The organism is Oxynema mangrovii CENA135 (genome assembly GCF_016632315.1).
Lineage (GTDB): Bacteria > Cyanobacteriota > Cyanobacteriia > Cyanobacteriales > Laspinemataceae > Oxynema > Oxynema aestuarii.
Map to the genome: position 1 here is coordinate 601172 of NZ_JAEOXH010000003.1, position 24325 is coordinate 625496.

At 52.8% G+C, this 24325-nt stretch carries 19 protein-coding genes and 1 pseudogene; 14 read left to right on the forward strand and 6 right to left on the reverse strand.

The window, feature by feature from the left end:
- Positions 1–219 precede the first annotated feature (219 nt).
- The 4 genes from JJD41_RS22180 (at position 220) to JJD41_RS22195 (ending at position 5051) form a co-directional block, all read left to right on the forward strand.
- Positions 220–2034 carry an AAA family ATPase gene (locus JJD41_RS22180; RefSeq protein ID WP_200669679.1) on the forward strand — a complete coding sequence of 605 codons (1815 nt, stop codon included), beginning with the start codon at positions 220–222 and terminating at the stop codon, positions 2032–2034.
- A 406-nt stretch (positions 2035–2440) separates the two neighbouring features.
- Positions 2441–3385, forward strand: coding sequence for a hypothetical protein (locus JJD41_RS22185; RefSeq protein ID WP_200669680.1), 945 nt, complete (start codon positions 2441–2443; stop codon positions 3383–3385).
- 70 nt (positions 3386–3455) lie between these two features.
- Positions 3456–4613, forward strand: coding sequence for a gas vesicle protein GvpN (gene gvpN, locus JJD41_RS22190; protein WP_370583926.1), 1158 nt, complete (start codon positions 3456–3458; stop codon positions 4611–4613).
- Between the two features lie 66 nt (positions 4614–4679).
- Positions 4680–5051, forward strand: coding sequence for a hypothetical protein (locus JJD41_RS22195; RefSeq protein WP_200669681.1), 372 nt, complete (start codon positions 4680–4682; stop codon positions 5049–5051).
- A gap of 83 nt (positions 5052–5134) precedes the next feature.
- On the opposite strand, the gene JJD41_RS22200 is transcribed toward JJD41_RS22195, so the two are convergent.
- A complete protein-coding gene (locus JJD41_RS22200; protein ID WP_200670258.1) occupies positions 5135–7420 on the reverse strand; it encodes a RelA/SpoT family protein in 2286 nt (761 codons plus the stop codon).
- Between the two features lie 297 nt (positions 7421–7717).
- Here JJD41_RS22200 and patD point away from each other — a divergent pair, with 297 nt between their 5' ends.
- The 3 genes from patD (at position 7718) to JJD41_RS22215 (ending at position 10568) form a co-directional block, all read left to right on the forward strand.
- Complete coding sequence (patD, locus tag JJD41_RS22205; RefSeq protein WP_200669682.1) at positions 7718–8086, forward strand: heterocyst frequency control protein PatD; 369 nt, start codon at positions 7718–7720, stop codon at positions 8084–8086.
- Positions 8087–8204: 118 nt separating this feature from the next.
- Complete coding sequence (locus tag JJD41_RS25830; RefSeq protein ID WP_200669683.1) at positions 8205–8816, forward strand: zf-TFIIB domain-containing protein; 612 nt, start codon at positions 8205–8207, stop codon at positions 8814–8816.
- A gap of 87 nt (positions 8817–8903) precedes the next feature.
- The gene (locus tag JJD41_RS22215) at positions 8904–10568 is read left to right on the forward strand and encodes a dipeptide ABC transporter ATP-binding protein (protein ID WP_200669684.1); all 1665 of its coding nucleotides are present in this window, start codon (positions 8904–8906) and stop codon (positions 10566–10568) included.
- 117 nt (positions 10569–10685) lie between these two features.
- Here the strand turns inward: JJD41_RS22215 and JJD41_RS22220 are convergent, their stop codons facing one another.
- Together JJD41_RS22220 and JJD41_RS22225 are read right to left on the reverse strand one after the other, a co-directional pair.
- Positions 10686–11648, reverse strand: a complete 963-nt coding sequence (locus JJD41_RS22220) for a protochlorophyllide reductase (protein WP_168568036.1) — start codon at positions 11646–11648, stop codon at positions 10686–10688.
- A 93-nt stretch (positions 11649–11741) separates the two neighbouring features.
- The gene (locus JJD41_RS22225) at positions 11742–11936 is read right to left on the reverse strand and encodes a hypothetical protein (RefSeq protein WP_200669685.1); all 195 of its coding nucleotides are present in this window, start codon (positions 11934–11936) and stop codon (positions 11742–11744) included.
- Positions 11937–12336: 400 nt separating this feature from the next.
- Here JJD41_RS22225 and JJD41_RS22230 point away from each other — a divergent pair, with 400 nt between their 5' ends.
- The gene (locus JJD41_RS22230) at positions 12337–12804 is read left to right on the forward strand and encodes a hypothetical protein (protein WP_200669687.1); all 468 of its coding nucleotides are present in this window, start codon (positions 12337–12339) and stop codon (positions 12802–12804) included.
- A 144-nt stretch (positions 12805–12948) separates the two neighbouring features.
- Here the strand turns inward: JJD41_RS22230 and JJD41_RS22235 are convergent, their stop codons facing one another.
- A complete protein-coding gene (locus JJD41_RS22235) occupies positions 12949–13941 on the reverse strand; it encodes a ribose-phosphate pyrophosphokinase (RefSeq protein WP_200670260.1) in 993 nt (330 codons plus the stop codon).
- Between the two features lie 519 nt (positions 13942–14460).
- Between JJD41_RS22235 and JJD41_RS22240 the strand changes: the two genes are divergently transcribed.
- The 4 genes from JJD41_RS22240 (at position 14461) to JJD41_RS22255 (ending at position 19525) form a co-directional block, all read left to right on the forward strand.
- On the forward strand, positions 14461–14919 hold the full coding sequence (locus tag JJD41_RS22240; RefSeq protein ID WP_200669688.1) for a GatB/YqeY domain-containing protein: 459 nt from the start codon (positions 14461–14463) through the stop codon (positions 14917–14919).
- 39 nt (positions 14920–14958) lie between these two features.
- Positions 14959–16959 carry a serine/threonine-protein kinase gene (locus tag JJD41_RS22245; RefSeq protein ID WP_200669689.1) on the forward strand — a complete coding sequence of 667 codons (2001 nt, stop codon included), beginning with the start codon at positions 14959–14961 and terminating at the stop codon, positions 16957–16959.
- 496 nt (positions 16960–17455) lie between these two features.
- Positions 17456–18154, forward strand: coding sequence for a dethiobiotin synthase (gene bioD / locus JJD41_RS22250; protein ID WP_200669690.1), 699 nt, complete (start codon positions 17456–17458; stop codon positions 18152–18154).
- Positions 18155–18313: 159 nt separating this feature from the next.
- A complete protein-coding gene (locus tag JJD41_RS22255) occupies positions 18314–19525 on the forward strand; it encodes a M20 metallopeptidase family protein (protein ID WP_200669691.1) in 1212 nt (403 codons plus the stop codon).
- A gap of 173 nt (positions 19526–19698) precedes the next feature.
- Here JJD41_RS22255 and JJD41_RS22260 read toward each other — a convergent pair.
- Positions 19699–20172 (reverse strand): annotated as a pseudogene (locus JJD41_RS22260) (IS701 family transposase); the annotation flags it as partial.
- A 323-nt stretch (positions 20173–20495) separates the two neighbouring features.
- Between JJD41_RS22260 and JJD41_RS25835 the strand changes: the two are divergent.
- Positions 20496–21248 carry a 4'-phosphopantetheinyl transferase family protein gene (locus JJD41_RS25835; protein WP_200669693.1) on the forward strand — a complete coding sequence of 251 codons (753 nt, stop codon included), beginning with the start codon at positions 20496–20498 and terminating at the stop codon, positions 21246–21248.
- Positions 21249–21301: 53 nt separating this feature from the next.
- Here JJD41_RS25835 and crtD read toward each other — a convergent pair whose 3' ends face one another.
- Positions 21302–22825 carry a C-3',4' desaturase CrtD gene (gene crtD / locus JJD41_RS22270; protein ID WP_200669695.1) on the reverse strand — a complete coding sequence of 508 codons (1524 nt, stop codon included), beginning with the start codon at positions 22823–22825 and terminating at the stop codon, positions 21302–21304.
- A 191-nt stretch (positions 22826–23016) separates the two neighbouring features.
- Here crtD and JJD41_RS22275 point away from each other — a divergent pair, with 191 nt between their 5' ends.
- Positions 23017–24324 (forward strand): M16 family metallopeptidase, encoded by a 1308-nt coding sequence (locus JJD41_RS22275; protein ID WP_200669697.1) that lies wholly within the window; start codon positions 23017–23019, stop codon positions 24322–24324.
- Position 24325 lies beyond the last annotated feature (1 nt).

A 24325-nucleotide genomic window follows, 5' to 3' on the forward strand; every position in this document is an offset into this window, starting at 1 on the left:
AGGGGGACTTTACCGGACTCCTCCCTTTTTAAGGGGGGTTGGGGGGGATCGTGGATCTAATCACGAAACGCTATAAAGGGTTTCTCAGATGAGTGAGGTAGACAAATAAAAGTATAGATGCAAAGGCACAAACTAAAGTCTCGCACTTTTGCTCAAAATTATTGCATCTTTACCAGAACTGCTGTAACTTTAAGAAACAAGCTAAGTGAGATTTTTTAGATGAACGATTTATTTAAAGGTTTCGAGCAACTTTTAGAACTCGCTAAAACCCTGGAAGAAAAAATCGAACAAGGGGAAATTCGCACGGACGTTCGGGTGCGATCGAGTAGTACGATTCCCCGTCAAGGCAGCATTCCCCGGCGCCCGCCGACGCCAGAACCGGAAGTCATCGTCACCCCACCGCCGCCGGGAGAGACGGGACCGCCCCCCACCCGCGATCGCCCGTCCCATGGATCGCCGAGTTTATCTCAGATCGGCGGCTTGAGTGAAGCGATCCGAGAATTGAGAGAATTGGTAGAAATTCCGCTCAAACGTCCGGAATTATTAGAAAAATTGGGTTTAGAACCGCCGCACGGGGTGTTACTCGTCGGACCGCCGGGAACCGGGAAAACTCTAACGGCGCGATCGCTCGCCGAAGAACTCGGGGTCAACTACATCGCCATCAACGGCCCGGAAATCGTCGGGAAGTATTACGGGGAAGCGGAAGCCCGCTTGCGCCAACTGTTTGAGAAAGCGGCGCGATCGGCGCCCTGTCTGATTTTCATCGACGAAATCGACTCCCTCGCCCCCGATCGCGCCAAAGTCGAAGGAGAAGTCGAAAAACGGATCGTCGGACAATTATTAGGCTTGATGGACGGTTTCGCGCCGACAGAGGGGGTCATCGTCCTGGCGGCGACCAATCGCCCCAACCATCTCGATCCGGCCCTGCGGCGTCCGGGACGCTTCGATCGCGAGGTGAGTTTTGGGGTTCCCGACGATCGCGCCCGCCTGGAGATCTTGCAGATTTTGACGCGATCGATGCCCTTAGCCGAATCTGTCGATTTAGAGGCGATCGCCGCTAAATGTGTCGGTTTTGTCGGTGCAGATCTCAAAGCGCTATCTCAAAAAGCCGCTTATTTCGCTTTGCGTCGTTTAGTTCCCGAATTAGACGCGCCGATTCCCGAACAGATGACCGTCACCGGGGAGGATTTTCGGCAGGCGTTAAGGGCGATCGAACCGTCGGTGTTGCGATCGCTGGCCCTGGAAGTGCCGCAAATTGCCTGGGACGAGATCGGCGGATTGGACGAAATCAAGCAAATTTTACAAGAATCCGTCGAAGGTGCGTTACTTTACCCCGAACTCTATCAAAAAACCGGAGCCAAAGCACCGCGCGGCATTTTGCTCGCCGGACCGCCGGGAACCGGGAAAACTTTGTTAGCGAAAGCGGTGGCGGCGCAAGCTAACGCCAATTTTATCAGCGTCACCGGGGCCGAATTACTCAGTCGCTGGGTGGGGGCGTCGGAACAGGCGATCGCCGAATTATTTGCCAAAGCGCGACAGGCGGCCCCTTGCGTCATTTTTATCGACGAGTTGGATACGATCGCCCCATCTCGGGGGTCGAATGTCGGCGATTCCGGCGTCGGCGATCGCGTCGTCGGTCAGTTCCTCGCCGAACTCGACGGGTTGCACTCCACCCCGAACGTGATTTTAATCGCGGCGACCAATCGACCGGAGGCGATCGATCCGGCCCTGCGGCGTTCCGGACGCTTGGATTTGCAGTTAACCGTCGATTTACCCGATCGCGCCACCCGGCTCGCTATCTTGCAAGTTCACAATAAAAACCGTCCCCTCGATGGCGTCGATCTCGGCGCGTGGAGCGATCGCACGGAAGGCTGGAACGGAGCAGATTTGGCCTTGTTGAGCGATCGGGCCGCCCTGTCCGCCATCCGCCGTTATCGTCGTCAGGGAATTACGGATCCGGCGCAAATTACGATCGCCCCTGAAGATTTCGAGAACGCCCGTGCAGAGGTGGGCGATCGACATTTGGGAACCTGAACTGTCGGCTCCCTGTTTATCTAAACTCTAAAATATCCTCGAAAGATGGGCGATCGAGGTAGATTTTGCTCTGCTTAACTTCTAGTTAACAATAACTACAATTGAATCAATTCAAAACCTTGTCAAGATAACCCCCCGATCGGTGTGGTGCAATCGATCGATCGCGATCGATCTCCTATAGCGGTTCTCAATCCGTTGCATCTGAGATCGACCTTGGAAAGTAGCTAAATTCCTGTAGGGACAAGGGAGATCGCAATGCCGCTTTAAAATAATAAGATTTATGAGTATTTCTTAACTTCGATCGCCCAAATCCAGTAAAATTACCCCAGGCGTGCGGATATAAAGAACGTCGCCACAGCGATCGCCGGGAGTGCTAGGGAGATCGGTCAAGGAGGAAACGGGAAAAATGGCGTTAGTCGATCGATGGAATACCCTAAAATGGGATCGAGAACAGCAAATTCAACATCGCCAGCGAGAAGTACAGGCGATGTTAGATGTCCTCGAAAGCGAACGAGAAGCCAACAGCACTCAACTAGAGCATCACCTCAGCGAGTTATTCGCCGAACTCGCCGAGGAAGAAACACGCCAACAGGAAGAATTACAACAGTTTTGTGACGAGTTAGATCGTAAAGTCAGGCAATTTATCGACGATCGCCGCAATTTCCGACAGGAAGAAGCTGAGAAATTGGCTAAAGAACTCGCCTTGTTCTCGCGATCGCTCGCGGAAAATACCAATTTTTCAGGGGGTGAAATAGGTCGCGACCGACAACTGCAATGGTTACAATTATCGCAAAAGTTACAATATTTTAGAATTCAATTCGAGCGCGATCGCCCGTCTGAAAATGATCGATCTTTCGATGAAGATAGCGACGTGAAACAGCAGACCCGAGATCGCCTCGAAGAAGACTTAAACGACTTCGTCGAAATCCTGCGATCGGATATCGAAAATCGTCTGCAACAATTAGAACAACTGCAAGAAGAACGGCTACGCGGAATCGAAGAAGTCCTCAATAAAATGGAGTACAATCGCCGCAAAGCTTTCTATAAATTGCGCGATCGCTTGCTGGAATTTGCCCGGGAATTACTCACTTATCCGGGACAAGTCTATTCCTCCGTCGGGAGTTCGCCATCAGTTTCTATTCGTCCGTTCGATCGTAAAATTCCCGCCAGTTTAGAAAGCGATGTTTATGGATACATTCACCAACAACGGGGCGCCCGTCTCGCTGACATCGAATCCGCTTTAGGAATCGAACGCATCCAAACCGTACAAGTTCTGCGATCGCTCCTCGTCCAAGGTATTATTATTCAACGAGATCGCATTTATTATACTCAAGAAGAAATGAGTCAGTAATTCAGTCCAGAATCTTTTTAAGATCTTTCTTTTTTCCCTTCTCTGTTTTGCCTTTTTTCTCCTAACTATCGTGCTACAAACTCATCCCCAAGGATTTGTTAACACGCCTTCCATCGATCGCCTGGTCACGCGATCGCTGCGTTATTTGCGATCGGGTTTTTCGATCCACTTGCGCGGTCCGGCGGGAACGGGAAAAACGACTCTAGCTTTACATTTAGCCGACCTTCTCAATCGTCCCACGGTCTTAATTTTTGGCGACGAACAACTGAAAAGTTCCGATTTAATCGGGACTCAATCCGGTTACCACCGCAAACAAGTGGTCGATCGCTTCATTCACAGCGTCGTTAAAATCGAAGATGAATTTGGAGAAAACTGGCTCGATTCTCGTCTGACCTTAGCTTGTCGGGAAGGATTTACCCTCGTTTACGATGAATTTAACCGATCGCGCCCGGAAGTCAATAATGTTTTACTGTCCGCATTAGAAGAAAAATTACTGGTTCTACCTCCGAATATTCAGCGATCGGAATACGTTCGCGTCCATCCAGAATTTCGGGTTATTTTTACCTCCAACCCGGCGGAATATTGCGGCATTCACGACACCCAAGATGCCCTCGTGGATCGCTTAGTAACGATCGAGTTAGAAGAACCGGACGAACTGAGCGAGATCGAGATGTTAGTGTGTAAATATTCCTTCGATCGCCGCGATGCGGAAACGATCGTGCGACTGGTTAAAAGGTTTCATCAAGAAACAGAAAGCGACAACCCATCGGGATTGCGATCGGCATTGGCGATCGCCAAAATTTGCCAAGTTCACGATATCCCGATTCGGTCAGATTGCGAAGCGTTTCGCGATTTGTGTGGCGATGTTTTGCTCTCGCGGGCTGCAATTGGTTTATCCCAAGCTCAAGGGTGCCTCGATGCGCTTTTAGACTGTTTGACCCCCGAAACGGCGGGAGAAAATGCCGATCGAGCTGGCGATATTCCCGTTAAAAAGCAGCCGGAATCTTCGAGGAAGAGTCCCGAGGAAGCGATCGCGCCGACGGTCGCTTACGAACTCGAAATTTACGATTATTTGCAGCACAATCATGGGGTGAGAGTTTCGGAGATCGAATCGGCGTTAGGAATCGATCGCGTCGAAGCAGTTCGAGGGTTGCGATCGCTGGTTCAAAAAGGGTTAGTGGTTCACAAAGACGCCCGTTTGTACGTCTCCAGTTCTGGACTCGATTAGGGGCGATCGCCTTTGAGTCAAGGTTCCCATGCATTTCAAATTGTAAATCCAATTCAAATCGAACTGATGACAAAACAAGAACCCTCCTCGATCGGCGAACGCGCCACCCCCAAAACGGCGCTCACTCACGTCCCCTGCGCCTACTGTCGGGGTACGGGAAAAGACCGATATCAGATCATGTCCCCGTTATCCACCTGTCCGGTCTGTCACGGCAGGCGATCGCACGAACTCCCCTCACCTCTGATTCCCTGTGCCTACTGTCGCGGAACGGGCGCCTCGCCGATCGGCGCCCGCAACCCCTGCCTCGCTTGCGGGGGCAAAGGCGTGCAGGGGCGATCGCCCGAATCGGCACCGTGTAAGGCGTGTGGCGGCACGGGACGGCAAGGATCCACGGGATTTTACTGTCACGCCTGCCACGGTTCCGGGCGCCAGGATTGAGTCCGCAAGCTTCAAGGGAACCGAACGAAAGGGTTACCCTGCCCAGAGAAAATCGACAATCGACAATCTAACATCCGATCGCCTCAATCCTCCATCTGTCCCATGCGGCGCAAATTGAGAACGTCGCTCATTTGTCGGATTTGGGCGAAAGTGCGATCCAGTTGGTGGCGATCGCAGATATCCAGCCCCAATTCGATCGCCGCAGGTTTACCCATGTAAGTCTTGACATTGGCGCTGCGGACGTTGACATTATTATCTTTCAAGCGGGAAAGAATATCGTTGAGGACGCCGACGCGATCGAGGACGTCGATCGAAATCTCGACGGGATAGGTTTGGGCGCGACCGCTTTCTTCGTCGGTGGGATTCCAACTGACCGGAAGCAGGCGATCGCCGGAAATGCGGTCTAAGTTGGGACAACCCTGACGGTGAATCGAAATGCCGCGATCGCGTCGGGTGACGACCCCGACGATCGGTTCTCCCGGAACCGGACTACAACAGCCCGCCAAATGGTACACCAATCCCTCAACGCCAATAATCGGCGATTTGCCCGACGGTAACAGACGCGGCGCTTCGCGCAGGGCCCGCGAGGAGGTCGAGGGGGTCAGTTCGACTTGTTCGTAATCTAAACTCTCCGTATCCTCTTCCGTAGGGCGGTGAGTTTTGACCGCCTCGCGCAGGCGGTTGACCACCGACTTCAACGTGACTTCCCCGTAACCCAAGGCGGCGAGTAAATCCTCGACCTCTTGATAGTTGCAGCGTTGGGTCACTTGGTGCATCGATTCGGACTTGAGCAAGGATTCAAACCCATTTTTACCCATTTCCTTTTCGAGCATTTCTCGCCCGCGCGCGACGTTCTCGTCCCGGTGCGATCGCTTGTACCACTGGCGAATTCGGTTGCGAGCCCCGGTGGTGACCACAAAATTCAACCAATCCAAACTCGGATGACAGTTTTTCTGGGTCATCACTTCGACGATATCCCCATTTTTTAACGGCGTGTCTAGGGGAACCATGCGATCGTTGACTTTCGCCCCGGCGCAGTGGTTGCCGATTTCGGTATGAATGCGATAGGCAAAATCCACGGGAGTCGCCCCCCGTTTGAGGGAAATCACGTCTCCTTGCGGGGTAAAAACGTAAACATCCTCGTCAAACAAATTATCTTTGACGTTATCTAAATATTCCTGAGCGTCTTTGAGGTCGCTTTGCCATTCGAGCAGTTGCCGCAGCCAGGTAAATTTCTCGTCATCCGAGGACATTTGGGCGACGCTCGATCCGGTTTCTTTATATTTCCAATGGGCCGCGATCCCGTACTCCGCGACTTGGTGCATTTCTAAGGTACGAATTTGGATCTCGATCGGGCGCCCGGTTTGACCGATGACGACGGTATGTAAGGACTGGTAACGGTTGGGTTTGGGCAAGCCGATATAATCTTTAAACCGACCGGGAATCGGACGAAACACGTCGTGAACGATCGCCAAAGCCCGATAGCATTCTTCGTTATTCTTGACGATCGTCCGTACTGCAGCAACGTCGTAAATTTCCTGGAATTTCTTATTTTGCCGTTGCATTTTTTGGTAAATTCCATACAAATGCTTGGGCCGTCCGCTTACGTCGATGCAGTCGATGCCGACTTGTTTGAGGCGATCGCGCAGCACTTGGGTCACGTTGGCGAGTCGCGCTTCGCGATCGGTTCGTTTTTCCGCGACTAACTCTTGCATCTCCCGGTACGATTCCGGTTCGAGATATTTAAACGCGAGATCTTCTAACTCCCACTTAAACCGACCGATCCCCAGTCGGTTCGCCAACGGTGCGAAAATTTCTCGGGTTTCTAAGGCGATGCGCCGTCGTTTGGCATCGGGAAGCGATTCTAAGGTTCGCATGTTGTGCAGGCGATCGGCCAATTTGACCACGATCACGCGAATGTCTTTCGCCATCGCCAAAAACATGCGCCGGAAATTTTCCGCCTGTCGTTCGGTTTTACTCGAAAAGTTAAATTTAGATAACTTCGTCACCCCTTCGACCAGTTGTCGCACTTCCGACCCGAACATTTCCTCGATTTGTTCGGGGGTGACATCGGTATCTTCCACCACGTCGTGCAGAAATCCTGCCGCAATCATGGCGCTACTTCCTCCGAGATCGCGCAGCAATCCGGCAACGGCGATCGGATGTATGATGTAAGGCTCGCCCGATCGTCTTCTCTGACATTCGTGCAGGCGATAGGCAAACTCAAACGCCCCACAAATTAAGGCATTTTCTTCGGACGACCAATCTGCCGAACCGTTCGCCGAACCCTGTTCGCGTTCGATCAAACAGGAATTCAACCAGTCGGGAATTTCGACTTCAAACGAACAACTCAATGCGGGGGGGTTCATAACCATAATGCTTAAAGATTAAGAATAGAAGGACAATTGAATCAATAATTTGCCCAATTTTACGGCATTTCTTGTATCGGAGGATACAGAAAATTCGATAAAGTTTAATAAAGACGCGAAAGCGGACACTCTAGAAAAGGAATGCTCGACGGGATACGCTTGAGATCCGTTAGCCGGATCTAACGGTAGGTTGAATTTTTTATCAACAAAACGGCTCAAAACTATGAAGGCGTTGAGGAGCTTTATGCCGTTTCCTAAAGCCTCTACTCTACTACTATAAACAAAATTCTTTACATCATGCTGCCTCAAGTTCACTGTCAAAAGTATCGACAATTTCAGCAAGTCGTCGAGGAGTTACTCGCACTCGCCAGCGAGACTCAAGGGGATAGCAAGACCTTGAAACCAAAAGTCTTGGAGATGCAACAGCTTTTTCAAGAGCAAATTTTAGGATTGGGGATCGACGATCTCGACCCGAGTGTTGCCTCTGCCATACAGTCTTACCAGACAGAAATGCACAAACAGCAGCGTTTGCTCGGTAATGAAGTGTTATTCTTGCAAACTTGCAAGCACCCCGAAAGTCGGGCCCGACGACTGACCCAAATCCGGGAACGGTTGGAGGCGTTGAGTCGTTATCTGGCGGTGGTTTTGGGAGAAGGGAGTCCGTAGGACGCAAGGCGATCGCCGCCGGGTCACTCAGAACGAAAGGGTTAACTGCTCGATCTAAAATCTAAAATCCAAAATCTAAAATCTAAAATCTAAAATCTCAAAGCCAGGAGCAAAGATTGTGGAATGTCCGAAAGATAAAACGGTTACCTTAGTCGATGTGGTACTCTCGGGGGATCTTGGCGCCCACGAATGCCCGCGATGTCAGGGAAATTGGATTTCTTCGGCGGAATACGAACGCTGGCAGGCCGATCGCCGCCCTTCTGGGGTGAGTGTCCACTCGATCGCCGCCCAAGGCGATTTCAATTTTCGACCGTCGGAATTTGATAGTAAAGCGGCACTGTGTCCGGAGTGCAAGCGCTACATGACCCGCGCGCGGGTGATGGTGGAGCGACCTTTTTATGTCGAACGCTGTCCCAACTGCAACGGAATCTGGTGCGATCGCGGCGAATGGGAGATCTTGGAAGCGTTAGGACTGCACGAATCGATCGAACAACTCTTTTCAGGAGACTGGCAAGCACAAATGCGATCGCTGCATCACAATCAAAAAGAACGTCAGGCGACCATCGACAAATTAGGCCCGGAAGTGGCGCAAATGGTCTTCGATCTCGCCGAAGTGTTAGAAAATCACCCGAATGGAGAGTTTGGCGTCGCCTATTTGATGCGCCGTTTCGACAAACCCCAGGAAGCGGCGGGCGATCGCGCGACGAACCCACCGCCAAGCTTGTTTTAACGGCGATCCCACTGCGGTGCGAGGGGCGATCGCTCTCAATGAAATCGCCTTGACTCTCAACTCTCAACTCTCAACTTGAAAATTTCCATGAGCGAAGCTTTACTCTCTGTTGAAAATCTCCGGGTCGCCTACGCGGGGGGACGCGGTGCGACGAGGGTCGAACCCAACTGGGCGATCGACGGCGTCTCGTTTTCCTTGGGGCGCGGGGAACGCTTGGGTTTGGTCGGCGAATCCGGTTGCGGGAAATCGACCTTGGGACGGGCGTTGATGCGCTTATTACCGCGATCGGCCCGGGTGGAAGGTCGGATCGAGTTTAACGGCGAGTCGGTGTTCGACTTAAATGCAGCTCGGTTGCGGCAATTTCGCGGCGAAGTGGTGGGGTTGGTGTTTCAAGACCCGATGACGCGCCTCGATCCGTTGATGACCATCGGGGATCACTGTTTGGAGACGTTGCAAGCGCACCAACCGCAGTTAAATAAGCGCGAGGCGAAGCAGAAGGCGATCGCCACGTTGGAGGCGGTACGAATTCCGGCGGATCGCTGGACTCAGTACCCCCACGAGTTTAGTGGCGGAATGCGCCAACGGGTGGCGATCGCCCTGGCGCTGCTGCTCGATCCCAAGGTGATTATTGCGGACGAACCGACGACGAGTTTGGATGTGACGGTTTCCGCAGAAATTTTGCAGGAGTTGACGCGCTTGTGTCGCGATCGCGATCTGGGATTGTTGTTAATTTCCCACGATCTGGCGATGGTCGGCGAATATTGCGATCGCATTGCGGTGATGTACGATGGCGAAATGGTCGAACTCGGTCCGACCGATCGCGTCTTGTTCGATCCCCAACACGAGTACACGCGATCGCTCCTCGAAGCGGCGTTACACGTTCACGCGATCGAGGAAAAATCCCCGAATGCGGTTCCCCTCGACGAACCTCGATCCGCCGCCCCTTTATTAAAGGTTGAAGATTTAAAACAGCACTACACCCTCGAACCGAATCTCATCGAGCGTTTGTTGGGTAAACCCGCACAAACGATTAAAGCGGTCGATGGCGTCAGTTTCGAGTTGAACTCCGGTGAAATCCTCGGTTTAGTCGGCGAGTCCGGTTGCGGCAAAAGTACGCTCTCGCGGACGATTTTGCAGTTAATCCGCCCGACGAGCGGCCAGGTGTACTTTTTGGGCGAAGACTTGACCCGGTTAACCCGCGAACAAGTCCGTCGCCATCGGCGCCAGATGCAAATGGTGTTTCAAGACCCGTTAGCCTGTCTCAATCCGATGATGACGATCGCCCAAAGTATTGCCGATCCCCTGTTCGTCCACAAGTTGGCGACGGGGGCGCAGGCGAGGAGAGAGGTGGAAGAAATGCTCGAACGGGTGGGACTGACGCCGACGGGGGAATTTTGCGATCGCTATCCGTCCCAACTCTCCGGGGGTCAACAGCAGCGCGTGGCGATCGCCCGGGCGTTGATTACCCATCCCAAACTCATCATTTGCGACGAACCCGTGAGTATGCTCGATGCGAGCGTCCAGAGTCAAGTGTTGGAGCTCATGTTGGATTTGAAAACAGAATTCGATTTAACTTATCTATTTATTACTCACGATCTGTGGGTGGCGCGCTTTTTGTGCGATCGCATCGCCGTCATGAATCGCGGCCAAATTGTCGAAATGGGCGAAACGCACCAAATTTTCAACCATCCCCAACATCCGTACACCCAAACCCTCTTAGCTGCGGCGCCGTTATTAGCCAAAACCGCTTAAAACCGCTTAAGAGGTCGAACCCAAAGGGCGAACCGGGGCTGTAGCCAGCCGCTCAATTCCCCGTGGAGAATTGAGGGAAAACCCCGGTTCGCCCTACAGTTCTAGAAATTCTCTAAGTTAAGCCAATCCGACTAACTTGAGACTGTAATCCCACATTTTTTCGCCGCGTTCGTCGTCGCGCGCCTGTGGAGAGACTTTCTGCACGAAAGACTGACGGTTTTTCTTCTGGCGGTTGCCCCAACTCCAGTACACTCCGGATTGCTTGTACTCGGGATCGGCGACTACCGCCGCCACCCGGTCCCCAGCTAATTCTTGGGAGACGTAGCCTCCGGTGATGTACTTCTGGAAGATCGGGAAAAGTTTTTGGAACAGGGGATAGTGATTGCGGAACAGAGGAGTATCCGCGACGCAACCGGGATAGAGAGAGGAGAAGGTAATCCCCGTTGCGTCGTGATAGCGGCGATGCAGTTCGCGCATGGTCAGCACGTTGCAGACTTTGCTATCTTTGTAGGCTTTAACGGGTTCAAATTTCTTGCCGTCTGCCATGGTAATCGGTTCTTTGAAACCTTCGGCAAAGCCTTTGAGTTCGCCCAAGTCGGGACGCGGGGGGATTTTACCGCCGAGTTCGTCGGGGTTGTGGGTGACCGTTCCTAAAATCACCATGCGTTTGTCCGTACCGGGCGATCGCTTCATATCTTCGAGTAAGATATTGCACATGAGGAAATGACCGAGATGGTTGGTGGTCATCGTCAACTCGTACCCTTCCGGACTGCGTAATGGCTGTTTGATTAAGGGCATGTAAATCGCCGCATTGCATACCACGCCGTCGAGAGGGCGTCCGGTCGTGCGAAAATCGCTGATAAACTTGCGGACGCTCTGCAAGGAACCGAGGTCAACGTGTAAAATCGTGTAGTTTTCCTCGGGAATTTCGAGGTCTTGAGCGGCTTGTTTGGCTTTTTCTAAATTGCGGCACGCCATAATCACGTGCCATCCGCGTTTGGCGAGGGCTTTGGTGGCGTACAATCCCACCCCTGATGAGGCACCCGTGACGATAGCTGTTTTCATCCGATCTTGTTCCATTCTTTTTGCAACTCCGTTGACCGCCGTTGATTGTCTCCAGAATCTCGCAAGAGAGAGATTCTGGCGTTGATTTTTCGGAGGTTTCTAAACTTATTAGGATATGGGGAAAACAGTGCGATCGCAACCGCCGATCGCCGTCGTTTTTTTGACAATGGCGCCCAAAAGCGTCATATTTTCGAGGCTGTTTCGGGAGTCTCGGCGATCGCGGCGATCGGGCCGACCCTTGTATCCGGCAGCGCCTACGACAAAGATATTAAATTTTCTGTCATTTTTGATACTTTTTACCATTCTCGTGGCTTAATGAAGGTAACCTCAACTGTTGATTTGGAGGGGGCGAACCTTCTCTTGTCAGATTCTCAGGCCGAGAAGCTAGCCATCGACGCTTATGATGACTCCCGATCTCGCCAATGCCCTTTGGATGGTTGCCATCGTCGTTCTGTTTACGGTCGTTTACTGTCCGCTTCTGTGTTGGTTATTGCCCACGCGAACTCGAATTGTATAATTCGGACTTAAAATAACTTAAAATAATTGATTGCAGTCCCACGGCGATCGTCGTGGGATTTTGCCGTGCGAGATCGTTCCCCCGATTCACTTGGGTAGAATCAAGCGACCCCATCGAGGAATCACGGGCGATCGCCCGTGAAGTAGATTAGGAAAGCTTGGGGGATTGAGGAGTCGAATCAAAATCATGAGAAAATCGAGCCGAACATTCTTGCTATTCGCCGCTTGCGGCATCCTGGCATCCACTCTAGCCGCCTGGGGACTGCCCGCACTCGCCCAGCAAGATTTACAAGAAAGAGTCAATTCGATTGAATCCGTCGAACAAGTCAAACAAGAACTGCGCCAGCTCTTTGAATGGCGCGATCAATGCGGTACGGGAAGCTGTTTCAACTCCAGTTCTACGGGAATTTGCGAAACTGTTGCTGCCTTGGATGCGCGGGTCAACGGTCAAATTGTCGGGGGCATGATTTCCGACGATCCGGGACTGCCCATTTCCGAGGAAGATCTCGACTTAATGCGCTTGATTTTCGAGCAGTGCAAACCTACCAACTACCAATATTGGAATTGGCCGATGATGCTGCATGTCTGGTACGTCCCCTCAGAAGAAGTCGATAACGAAATTAAAGACCGCTTGGGATTATTCCTCAGTCCTTGAACGATGAAAAAGCCCGAACTCGGTACGGGATTTCGCTCCCTGTTCGGGAGGATGGACGTACCGAGTTCGGGCAATTTAAATAGATCGAAAAAAATCGAAAAATTGCTGGGTCGTTTCAGCGCAATTCAGGAAACTTGAAACCAATTACCGGAACATGCTGCTGACCGAACTGTCTTCATGAACCCGCCAGATCGTTTCGCCGAGTAAGTTGGCAACAGAAAGGACGGTCAGTTGCTCGAATTGTTTATCCTCGGGAACGGGAATGGTATTGGTGACGATCACCTCTTCAAATACGCCACTGGAAAGCCGTTCGATCGCAGGTGGCGAGAAGACGGCATGAGTCGCGCAAGCATAAACCTGACGCGCTCCTTCTTGACGCAGCAAGCGGGCGCCTTCCGTAATCGTGCCTCCCGTATCGATCATGTCATCGACTAAAACAGCCGTTTTTCCTTTGACATCGCCGATGACGTTGAGGACTTCAGCGACGTTATGAGCTTGGCGCCGCTTGTCGATAATCGCCAGGGGAGCGTCGTTGAGTTTTTTAGCAAAGGCTCTCGCCCGGGCGACGCCGCCCACGTCTGGGGAGACGACGACGATATCGTGAAGTTCTTTACTGGCCAGGTAATCTAAGATGACAGGGGAGGCATAGACGTGATCGAAGGGGATGTCAAAATAGCCTTGGATTTGAGCCGAGTGGAGGTCCATCGCCAAGATGCGCGTGGCGCCCGCTTCGGTAATCAAATTAGCGACTAATTTGGCAGTAATCGATTCGCGTCCGGCAGTTTTGCGATCGGCCCGGGCGTAACCGTAGTAAGGAATTACGGCGGTGATTTGTCGGGCGGATGCTCTACGACAAGCATCGATGACAATCAGTAATTCCATTAAATGGTCGTTGACCGGGTAGCAAGACGGCTGGATCAGGTAGACATCGCATCCTCGAATCGATTCTTGGATTTGAATATAGAGTTCCCCATCGGCAAACCGCTTCCGAATCATCGGCCCGAGGTCGATTCCCAAGTAGCGGGCGACTTCTTGAGCGAGTACGGTATTCGCCGAGCCGGAGAATAGCCGCAGTCGGCTATGATCGGTGACGGTAGCCAGAGATGGATGACGAGTTAATGTAGCAGAACGGATCACGGCAGACCCTCGAAGCGCTTTCATTCAACGCAATCTTATCATCTCGATTGCTACATATACATGCGAGTTTTTACGAAAATTACCAAAAAATGAAAATATTTTCTGTATCGTGCGCGCCAATTTAAAAGAATTTTTATGATTCGATCGCGGGGGAACTCTGGGGGGAGCGATCGCCGTTTTTCGATAAATTTGCCTGCTATTTGTTGGCGGTCGCGGTGGCGTTTTCTCCACTTTTCCGGTGTGGCTCGGGAAAATAAGAGACGGTTGTTCTGGATGGTTCTCTATAGTTACCATAGAGTTTATAGGATGGTGACGGAATGCTAGAACGAATATAGACCGAGACCGAGCGGACCGTTCCCGGGGGCGATCGCGGCCATACAGTGCATTGTCAACACAAATTTTTAGAAAAGATCCGGGGACGACCTGTCCCGGTTGAGGTCGGGGAGGCGATCGCGCGATCGCAAAAATCATCCCCCACCCCATAACTGATTCGAGTACCCATCACTAGGAGATCGTTCTATGAGCTTAAAAGATCGGATTGCGCAAGACCTCAAAACCGCCATGAAAGCGAAAGACAAACTGCGCCTGGAAACTGTCCGCAGTATCAAAAAACTCTTGCTGGAAAAAGAAGTTAGCTTGCGCCCTTCGGGTCAAGAAAATTTGACCGAAGCCCAAGAAATCGAACTGCTCGCCCAACTCGCCAAACAGCGACGGGATTCGATCGAACAGTACGAAAAAGCCGGACGAACCGATCTCGCCGAGCAAGAAGCGCAAGAATTGAGCATTATCGAAGAATACTTACCCCGTCAGCTTTCCGATGCCGAAATCGAAGGGATGATCGACGAAATTATTGCCCGAGTCGGCGCAAGTTCGCCGAAGGATATGGGTAAAGTCATGGGAGTAGCCATGAAAGACCTCAAAGGTAAAGCGGACGGTAAAAAAGTCCAAGAACTGGTAAAAGCCAAACTGGGCAATTAGTTGACCAAACTCCCTGTTTTTTGTTCTTTATAAATTGCTATGCAACCACCGATTCCCACTGGTACGATCCTGCAAAATCGCTACCGCCCGATCGCGATTTTAGGTCAGGGAGGATTTGGTCGAACGTATCTGGCTGAAGACTTGGGACGGTTTAACGAACGCTGTGCCCTCAAAGAGTTCATCCCCAGTCAAAGCAGCGCTTACGCGGTTGAGAAAGCGGAAGAACTGTTTGCGCGGGAAGCCAGCACCCTCTATCAACTCGAACACCCTCAAGTCCCTCAATTTCGAGCGACTTTTGAAGAAAATGGCCGTTTGTTCCTCGTGCAAGATTACGTCGAGGGCAAGACCTATCGCAGCTTGCTCAAAGAATACAAAGCCAATGGTCGCGCATTTTCTCAAGGGGAAGTGTTGCAATTGATGCAGCAACTTTTACCCGTGTTGGAATATATCCACGGGCGCGGAATTATTCACCGAGATATTTCCCCGGACAATATTATTTTGCGCGATCGCGATCGCCTGCCCGTGTTGATCGATTTCGGCGTCGTTAAAGAACTTGCAACCCGCTTGCAGGGGAGTACGCCGCAAGCGACGAGTGTGGGGAAGTTGGGTTATGCGCCCAGCGAACAAATCCAAACCGGACGGGCTTATCCGAGTAGCGATTTGTACTCCCTGGCGGTGACGTCCGTGGTGTTGCTCAGCGCCCGCGAACCGCAAGAATTATTCGACGATATCCAATTGGTTTGGCATTGGCAGGCGTTTGTCAAGTCTCCGGTTTCTACGGAAGTGGCCACGGTTTTAGATCGAATGCTCAGTTATAAACCGGGCGATCGCTATCAGTATGCCCGGGAAGTGGTCTTGGCGTTGCAACCCGCGATCGCCGCCCAACCCGCGATCGCGCCGCCTGCGGTGGCTGCCAGCTCGACCAGCCCCTCGGAAATGCGGACTGTAGCCGTAGGACACAGCCCGGTAAGCCCTGGCAATACGACTCAACCCCAAATTTCTCCCACGACGGGAAACGACGGCGACGATGACGCATTTTGGAGCAATCCGATCGCGATCGCCGCCGCCATGGTATTCCTCGCCGCGATCGCCGGGTTTGGGTCCTGGGCGATCGTCAGCAATGCCAGAAATCGCCAAAACGAACCGCCTACGCCGATCTCGACCGCTTCTCCCCTGTTCTCCGACCTCGATACCCCGACCGCACAACCGACACCGACTCCCACCGCCAGCGCTTCCCCGACGACAACGCCGACACCGAGTCCCACCGACTCCCCGAGTCCCACCGCTTCCCCCACGCCGTCGGAACCGCCGGAACTGCCCCCCGCCGAACCGTCGATTTCCACCGTCGCCCTCAGCCTGGAGGGGGAAAACGCCAAATCCGTACAGGGGAACGTTAAAGAAAATGAAATTATCCAATACACGATCGACGCAGAAGCGGGAGACCGTCTGAGTGCCTACCTCAGTGGGGACGGGGTGTTAATGAACGTAGTCGGACCGGACAGAGAACCGCTTCCGGGGGCTTCGAGAGGGGTATCGTTGTGGGAAGGACCGTTAGATGGGGCGGGTCAGTACACGATCGAGCTACTTCCGTTACCGGGATTTCCCAATAGCAATTTTGAATTAAATCTGCGCTTGCAAGAAGCCTCGACCCCAGAACCGACGCCGACACCGATCGCGACTGCGACCCCAGAACCGACCCCGGAACCGATCCCGACGGTACAACCGACGGAAACGCCGAGGGCGGCGATCGATCTCGAACGGGTACCCCTGCCCCCGCAAGGGAGGACGACGGTTTCGGGGACGACCAGTGCTCGACAAAAGCGCTATTTGGTCAGCGTTCGACGGGGACAAGCCCTCAAGGTGGAACTGTTGGAAGGGGCGGTCGGTTTGAGTATTCGCTATCCCGACGGCACTTTAGTGGAGAATGCCGAAAAGTTGGTGCAGTGGCAAGGGGAAGTCCAGGTTAGTGGGCAGTATCAAATCGATGTGGTCGGTTCGGGGGGAATTCGTTATGCCATTGCGATCGACGTCAGCGAGTAAGTGAGTAAGAGACTGTTTATCACGAAAATATTAAAAATCTAGTAGGGGTTTGGTTTCCAAACCCCAGAGACATGTTTCCAAACCCCAGAAACATAGGGGTTGGGTGACCAAACCCCTAAAAGGCACAATAGACTGTCGAGAGTGTTGGGTTAATACAGCAATTGGCGCTGTCATGAGGTACAAGAGGCAAAGATCCCCCCAACCCCCCTTAAATCCCCCTAAGTCCCCCTTTTTAAGGGGGATTTAGGGGGATCGAAATGTACCGCCCAACAGCGAAAACTGCTGTACCATTTTTCAAAAATAATGAGAGACAGCGAGGGTAGGGACGCGGCATTGCCGTATTCCTACAGGCAATCCATCTCTATCGAGGTTTTAGAAAAATGGTATTAGATCGAGGGGGTTAGGCAAGGTTTTGAGGTATCTTCACTCTCGCTTTGTCTAATTTTGTTTGAAAATAGGTGTGACAACCGCGATAAATTCCTCAATTCTTTATCTTATGAGTGCATTACTAATTACTGCGACCGATACCGATGCGGGTAAAACAGTTTTAACGACGGCGATCGCCGCTTACTGGCAACAGTATTGTCAAGATCGGCCTCTCGGTATTATCAAACCGCTTCAATCGGGAACGGGCGATCGCGAGATTTACCGCCGCTTGTTCGATTTAGATCAATCTCCCGAAGAACTCAATCCGCTCTATTTTTCAGCCCCCCTCGCCCCTCCGGTGGCTGCCGAAAAGGAAGGACGGCGGGTGGAGTTGGAACGAGTTTGGCCGATTTTCCAGCAGTTGGAACGGCGCAAAGCGTTGGTTTTGGTGGAAGCCCTCGGCGGTCTCGGTTCTCCGGTGACTCCGGAACTGACTGTGGCAGATTTAGCCCGAGATTGGCGCTTACCGACGGTGTTGGTGGTTCCGGTCCGCTTGGGGGCGATCGCCCATACGGTGGCGAATGTAGCCCTGGCCCGACAGTCGGGGGTGGAACTGAGGGGAATTGTTCTCAACTGTACCGAGGCGCGCACGGAGGAGGAAATTGCGGATCTGACGCCTATTGAGGCGATCGAATCGTTCGTGCAGGTGCCTATTTTAGGGGTTTTACCCTATTTTGAGAATTCGGAAGATTTGCCGAAACTGGCTGCCGCCGCCGCGCAATTGGATTTAGAGCGATTGCTACCGATTTCTCTAGTGGCGAAGGGATAGGAAGTAGACGGGGAAGTAGATGGGGAAATAAACGGGGCGATCGCCGTTTCCTGGGGTTTTCTGGGGGTCTCGCGGGAGGGGCGATCGCTCGCGATTGTTAAGTTTCGAGGTTTCCTGAATAAAATAAGAAAAACTGTACTCATTTTTACAAAAAAACTCATGCTTTCTACACCACTCGATCGCCATTGCGCGGATGGATCCCGATTGCGACCGGAAATCCACAATTTGCAAATGACATTAGTGGAATGGCGCCGTCATTTGCACCAACATCCGGAATTGGGGTTTAAAGAAGTACAGACGGCTGAATTTGTCAGAAAAAAGTTGCAAGAATGGGGCGTCGAACATCAGACGGGAATCGCTAAAACGGGGATTGTCGCGACGATTCGCGGCAGCAAACCGGGTCCGGTGTTGGCGATTCGCGCCGATATGGATGCTTTGCCAATTCAGGAGGAGAATGAGGTTTCGTATCGATCGCGTCATGACGGGATCATGCACGCTTGCGGTCACGACGGTCACACGGCGATCGCCCTGGGAACGGTTTACTATCTTTCCCGACATCGCGACGATTTTGCGGGAACGGTGAAGTTTATTTTTCAACCTGCGGAGGAGGGTCCCGGCGGCGCCAAACCGATGATCGAAGCGGGGGTTTTGGAGAATCCACGCCCGGATGCGATCGTCGGTTTACATTTGTGGAATAACTTACCGTTAGGAACGGTGGGGGTTCGCAGTGGGGCGTTGATGGCGGCGGTGGAGTTGTTTCGTTGCACGATTTTCGGTAAGGGCGGGCATGGTGCGATGCCGCATCAAACGGTAGATGCGATCGTCGTCGGCGCTCAAGTGGTGCAGGCGTTACAGACAATTGTCGCGCGCAATGTGGATCCGATCGAGTCGGCGGTGGTGACGGTGGGCGAGTTCCACGCCGGGAGTGCGAAAAACGTGATTGCGGGGAAAGCGCAATTGAGTGGTACGGTGCGTTATTTTAATCCGAAAATGGAGGATTTAATTCGTCATCGGTTTGCGGAAATTATTGCGGGAGTTTGTCACAGTCACGGCGCCCGTTACGATTTAGATTATTGGCAGTTATATCCGTCGGTGGTCAACGATCGCGCGATCGCGGATTTGGTGCGATCGGTGGCGGAACATGTGGTCGAAACTCCGGCGGGCATCGTGCCGAAATGTCAGACGATGGGGGGTGAAGATATGAGTTTCTTTTTGCAAGAAGTGCCGGGATGTTATTTCTTTTTAGGGTCGGCGAATAAGTCGAAGGATTTGGCGTATCCCCACCATCACCCCCGTTTCGATTTTGACGAGACGGCGTTGGGGATGGGGGTGGAAATGTTCGTGCGTTGTGTTGAAAAGTTCTGTAGTTAAGTGGTTTTGATAGCGAGGGATTGACGGTAGTTTTTCCTTCGATTTTATGGGTGGTGACGTACTCCCGACGCCGACCGCTAAGCGGTACGGCGCGGGCTTCTCCTCCCGTTACGGGATTCGCGTTTTATAGTGAGGCGAACGCCCAACCCCACTTTTTTGATGACTGAGGGGAAGGAACTGGCTGGCTGATAGATTTCTACATCCAGAGGCAAATTTTTTTGGCCATCATAGCGATGGGTCGTGACCGCCACGATTCCGTTGTCCAGCTTGCCGATTTTTCCGATGTACTGTCTTCCCACGCCGTCGGTGAAGTTGCCGCTTTTTCGATGTCCTGTATCATCGAGCAGCAAGGCAAATCCCCGACCCACTCGGGTTTGATGGCACGAGTCCATCACCGCTAACCGACGTTCGTTAATACGCTTCTCCTCCCAAGGGGATTCCGTTATAAAATGATGTAAGCGGTTGTAAACTACTCCCACCGAGTCATTTGCCATCTGAGTTATGTTTTTTCGCTCGCTTTCTCCGAGTAATCCTCCCAAATAGTGTCTAAACCCCTTTTTTTGGGCTTGGGTTTTGAAGTCGGGGTCGAAACGCTTGCACCACTTCTCAAAGCAGGGTGGCATGGCGGCTGGGGTGGTCTCTCTCATGGGGTCGCTCTCCACCTTAAATCCTTGTCAGTCAAGGGTTTTGCTTTGATTTTACCTTTTTTACCGTTTAAGTCCCGCGAACAAATTGACCGCCGATCCCCCCTAACCCCCCTTCGCCCCCCTTTGAAAGGGGGGTTGGGGGGATTTCGGGGGGAACGAGGAAAGTAGGGGTTGGGTTACCAAACCCCTACCTGGCGAGGGGGATTTAGGGGGATCTAAATGTCTTGCATAGCAGAGGAAAATGCTATATAAGAAACCGGGTTCGTTCGCTTGACCCGGTTTCTCAATGGCGACTCTAACCTCTAAACTCGTAAAATCCAATCGTGGTTAACCGAAAAAGCCTCTGGCGTCGGGCGGAGTCGGCGTCGATTTTATCTCAAAATGAAGTTCATGTTTGGCGGGCTTCGTTGGATTGTGGTGACGAAACCCTCGATCGCCTCGGGTCTTTGCTGTCCGAGGACGAGTGGCAACGGGCGCGCCGTTTTTACTTCGATCGAGATCGCCGTCATTTTATCGCGGCGCGGGGTTTGTTGCGAACCCTGTTAGCCCGTTATTTGGGTTGGGATCCGAGTTTGCTGGCGTTTGGCTACACGGACAAGGGGAAACCGTCTCTGGTCACCACCAGTCCGGGGGGATTGCTGCAATTTAATCTTTCCCATTCTTACGGACGGGTTCTCTACGCCCTCACTTTGGGTCGCGAGGTCGGGGTCGATCTCGAATATCTGCGTCCGGTGAAGGTGGATGCGTTGTCGCGCCGTTTTTTCAGCGATCGCGAGGCGGCGGCGATCGCCGAGGAACCCGAAACTGAAAAACAAGCCCTCTTTTTTAAACTCTGGACCGGAAAAGAAGCCTATCTCAAAGCCACGGGAGAAGGGTTGGCGGGACTGTCTCGGGTCGAACTGGAGGTGACGGGCGATCGCCAGGTTCGACTCAAACAGATTGCCAACAATCCCTATTTGACGTCTCTGTGGTCGCTGTATTCCCTCGATCCGGAAGACGGTTATCTCGGCGCGATCGCGGTTCGCGGCGATCGCCTCGAATTGAGTTGCTGGGAGTTCGACGGCAATTTTCGTTAACGTCGTCTCGAACGAGAAACCTGTCATCCCTCCCCAAAAACGGCCCGTTTTCTCTATCTTGCGGCGAGGATCTGCCTCACCGCCGTTAAAGCGGAATAACTCACCCCCGCCGTTCCTTCACCGGGATGGGTGGAATCTCCCACCAACCAGAGATGGGGGATCGGGGTACGGGTGGCGAAACCGAACGGCCCGAAGGTCGAAATTCGTTGTCCCACCCCGCCGACGATGCCCCGATCGCGCCCGGTGAAGCGGATGAATGTGCGAGGGGTTGCCGCTTCTCGATGGACGATATTATCTGAAGTTAGATCGAAATATTGCGCCAAGCGGGCGATCGCGGCGTCTGTATACTCCTGTTTGAGGCGATCGTAATCCTCGCAGGTTTCCCATCGTCTCACATCGGTGAAGGAGGACGCGGTAATCGTCGCCATTCCGGCAGGCGATCGCCCGTCCCCGGGACGACTCACGGACACGAATAACGAATTATTCTCCCCAATCGGGCCATCTTCTTCGTAAAGGAATTGCAAATGAGGCGGACAATTTTCGGGAATCGCCGTTTCTTTAACCCCTAAATAGACGATAAAAGCGCCGGACGGTTCGACGATCTTTTCAATCCGACGGCGATAAATTCGTTGTAAAAAAGGTTCTTCCGTTTCGGGATAATCGAGCAGTTTAACTAAGTTTTGAACGGTGACATTGGCGACAATTTCATCGGCGGACTCGGTTCGCACTTCTCCAGTTTTACGATCGCGAACGAGTACCGAACTCGCCCCGTGACGGTTGACGGTAACTTGTTTGACCGTATGACCCATGAAGAGTTCGCCGCCGTATTTTTCCAGTCCTTCCACGAGGCGATCGCTCAACACCTGCATACTCCCTTTCAAATGGAACAACCCTTGTGGAGCATGAGAAACCCCCAACGCCGTCGCCGCATATAATAAAGCCGTTTCGTCACTATCAACTTGGGAATAGAGTTTGAGTTGTAAATCTAAAAAAGTTTTGAGCCGTCGATCTTTTGCCAATCCAAACCAACGCAAAGCATCGCCGACGGTCATCAACGTAAATGGAAAAGTTACCGCCGTATCCAATCGCATCGCTTTGATTAATTGCCAAACATCCCAGGTATTTCGTGGCGGCAATACCGGATCGCGCGCTTGAAACGCCCAACTCGCTTTAAATAAGACCTGCATCAACTGCCAGAACGGTTCGCTACCGGGAAATTGGCGCTCTCTTTCCGCACGAGCGCGAGCGCGATCGCGCCACACGCAAATCGGCTCGGTTTCCCCCGGCAAAAACACCGCACAGGCGGGATCGCACGCCGTCGCTTCCGGGACTTCGACCCCGAGTTCGGCGAAAATGCGGTGGTGAATGCCACCGGGTTCGAGTCCGGCGACTTGGGTCGCACCGACATCAAAGATAAATCCCCGCCGTTGGAAGGTAGACGCACAACCGCCGGGAACGATCGCCCCGTCGTAAACGCTCACTTGATAGCCGCGACGGGCGAGGAGCGCTCCGGCAGTCAAGCCGCCAATTCCCGCTCCAATAACGATCGCGCGCGGTTTGTGATTTATCGTTGTCATGGAGATCGAAGCCTTTACATTTGTTAACAATCTCCTTAATAATAAAAGAGTCGGTACAGACGAAGCAGGTTCGTCCCGTCCTTTCCCCTTGGGATCTGCCACCTTAGCGAGCGGCAAACCCCCGGAAAACGCCAACTTTCGTTCAGACTGTTTAAGATAGATCGAAGGATCTTCAATATCACCACTGACGCATGACCTCAACCCTCGTTAATTTCTCCTCGCTCCCCCGTTTGAACTTCCCAACGGTGCGCCAACTGCCGAATGGTTTGACCGTCGTTGCCGAGCAGATGCCTGTCGAAGCGGTGAATTTGAGTATCTGGGCCAACGTCGGTTCGGCGATCGAGTCCGACCCCATTAACGGCATGGCGCACTTTTTAGAACACATGGTGTTTAAAGGCACCGAACAATTGGCAAGCGGGGAGTTCGAGCGGCAGATCGAAGAGCGCGGCGCGATTACCAATGCGGCCACCAGCCAGGATTACACCTATTTCTACATCACTTGCGCCCCCAAAGATTTTGCGGATCTCGCACCGTTACAAGTCGATGTCGTCCTCAATCCGAGCATTCCCGACGAGGCATTCGAGCGCGAGCGCTTGGTCGTGTTAGAAGAAATTCGCCGAGCCCAAGACAATCCGCGACGCCGAACCTACTACCGTTCGATGGAAACCGCCTTTGACGTGCTGCCGTATCGCCGTAAGGTACTCGGTCCGGCGGAAGCCGTGGCGGCGCTGACCCCCCAGCAAATGCGCGATTTTCATGCGACCTGGTATCGACCGCGATCGCTGACGGCGGTAGCAGTCGGCAATTTGCCTGTAGAAGAATTAATCGACGGCGTGGCGGAGAGTTTCGATCGCCACTACCAAGCGCGTTCCCCTCGCCAGGACGATCGCGCGATCGCCCCAGTGAATCACGAACCGGAATCCCCCTTTGAAACCGTCGTCCGTCGCGAATTCGTAGACGACAGCTTGCAACAAGCGCGCTTAGTGATGATGTGGCGCGTTCCCGGAGCGATCGATTTTGAAGATACCTATGCCTTGGACGTGCTGGCCTCGATTTTGGGGCGCGGTCGCACGACCCGCCTAATTCAAGACTTACGCGAAGAAAAAGGATGGGTATCCGGTCTCTCCGTCAGTAACATGAGTCATCGTTGGCAGGGAACCTTTTATATTTCCGCCCAACTCCCGAGTGAGAACATCGAGAAAGTCGAAGGGGCGATTCTCGGACACCTGCGCCAAATCGCCGAAGAAGGCGTCACCCCCGCAGAAATCAACCGGATCCGAACCCAAGTGGCCAATCGCTTTATTTTCAGTAATGAAACGCCGAGCGATCGCGCCAGCTTGTACGGTTACTATCAATCGATGCTCGGCGATTTGACCCCGGCGTTGAACTATCCGGCGCGCATTCAAGCGGTCACCAGCGAGGACCTGCAACATGCGGCCCGTCAATATTTATCGCCGCAGGCGTATGGGGTGGTGGTGATGAAGCCGACAGAAGGCTAGG

Bases quoted from the DNA above. Each gene is read 5' to 3' on its own strand.
- JJD41_RS22275 (WP_200669697.1), top strand. From the start codon at position 23,017: ATGACCTCAACCCTCGTTAATTTCTCCTCGCTCCCCCGTTTGAACTTC.
- JJD41_RS22185 (WP_200669680.1), top strand. From the start codon at position 2,441: ATGGCGTTAGTCGATCGATGGAATACCCTAAAATGGGATCGAGAACAG.
- JJD41_RS22180 (WP_200669679.1), top strand. From the start codon at position 220: ATGAACGATTTATTTAAAGGTTTCGAGCAACTTTTAGAACTCGCTAAA.
- JJD41_RS22200 (WP_200670258.1), bottom strand. From the start codon at position 7,420: ATGAACCCCCCCGCATTGAGTTGTTCGTTTGAAGTCGAAATTCCCGAC.
- JJD41_RS22230 (WP_200669687.1), top strand. From the start codon at position 12,337: ATGAGAAAATCGAGCCGAACATTCTTGCTATTCGCCGCTTGCGGCATC.
- JJD41_RS22245 (WP_200669689.1), top strand. From the start codon at position 14,959: ATGCAACCACCGATTCCCACTGGTACGATCCTGCAAAATCGCTACCGC.
- JJD41_RS22240 (WP_200669688.1), top strand. From the start codon at position 14,461: ATGAGCTTAAAAGATCGGATTGCGCAAGACCTCAAAACCGCCATGAAA.
- crtD (WP_200669695.1), bottom strand. From the start codon at position 22,825: ATGACAACGATAAATCACAAACCGCGCGCGATCGTTATTGGAGCGGGA.
- JJD41_RS22195 (WP_200669681.1), top strand. From the start codon at position 4,680: ATGACAAAACAAGAACCCTCCTCGATCGGCGAACGCGCCACCCCCAAA.
- bioD (WP_200669690.1), top strand. From the start codon at position 17,456: ATGAGTGCATTACTAATTACTGCGACCGATACCGATGCGGGTAAAACA.
- JJD41_RS22225 (WP_200669685.1), bottom strand. From the start codon at position 11,936: ATGGTAAAAAGTATCAAAAATGACAGAAAATTTAATATCTTTGTCGTA.
- JJD41_RS22215 (WP_200669684.1), top strand. From the start codon at position 8,904: ATGAGCGAAGCTTTACTCTCTGTTGAAAATCTCCGGGTCGCCTACGCG.
- JJD41_RS22255 (WP_200669691.1), top strand. From the start codon at position 18,314: ATGCTTTCTACACCACTCGATCGCCATTGCGCGGATGGATCCCGATTG.
- JJD41_RS22220 (WP_168568036.1), bottom strand. From the start codon at position 11,648: ATGGAACAAGATCGGATGAAAACAGCTATCGTCACGGGTGCCTCATCA.
- patD (WP_200669682.1), top strand. From the start codon at position 7,718: ATGCTGCCTCAAGTTCACTGTCAAAAGTATCGACAATTTCAGCAAGTC.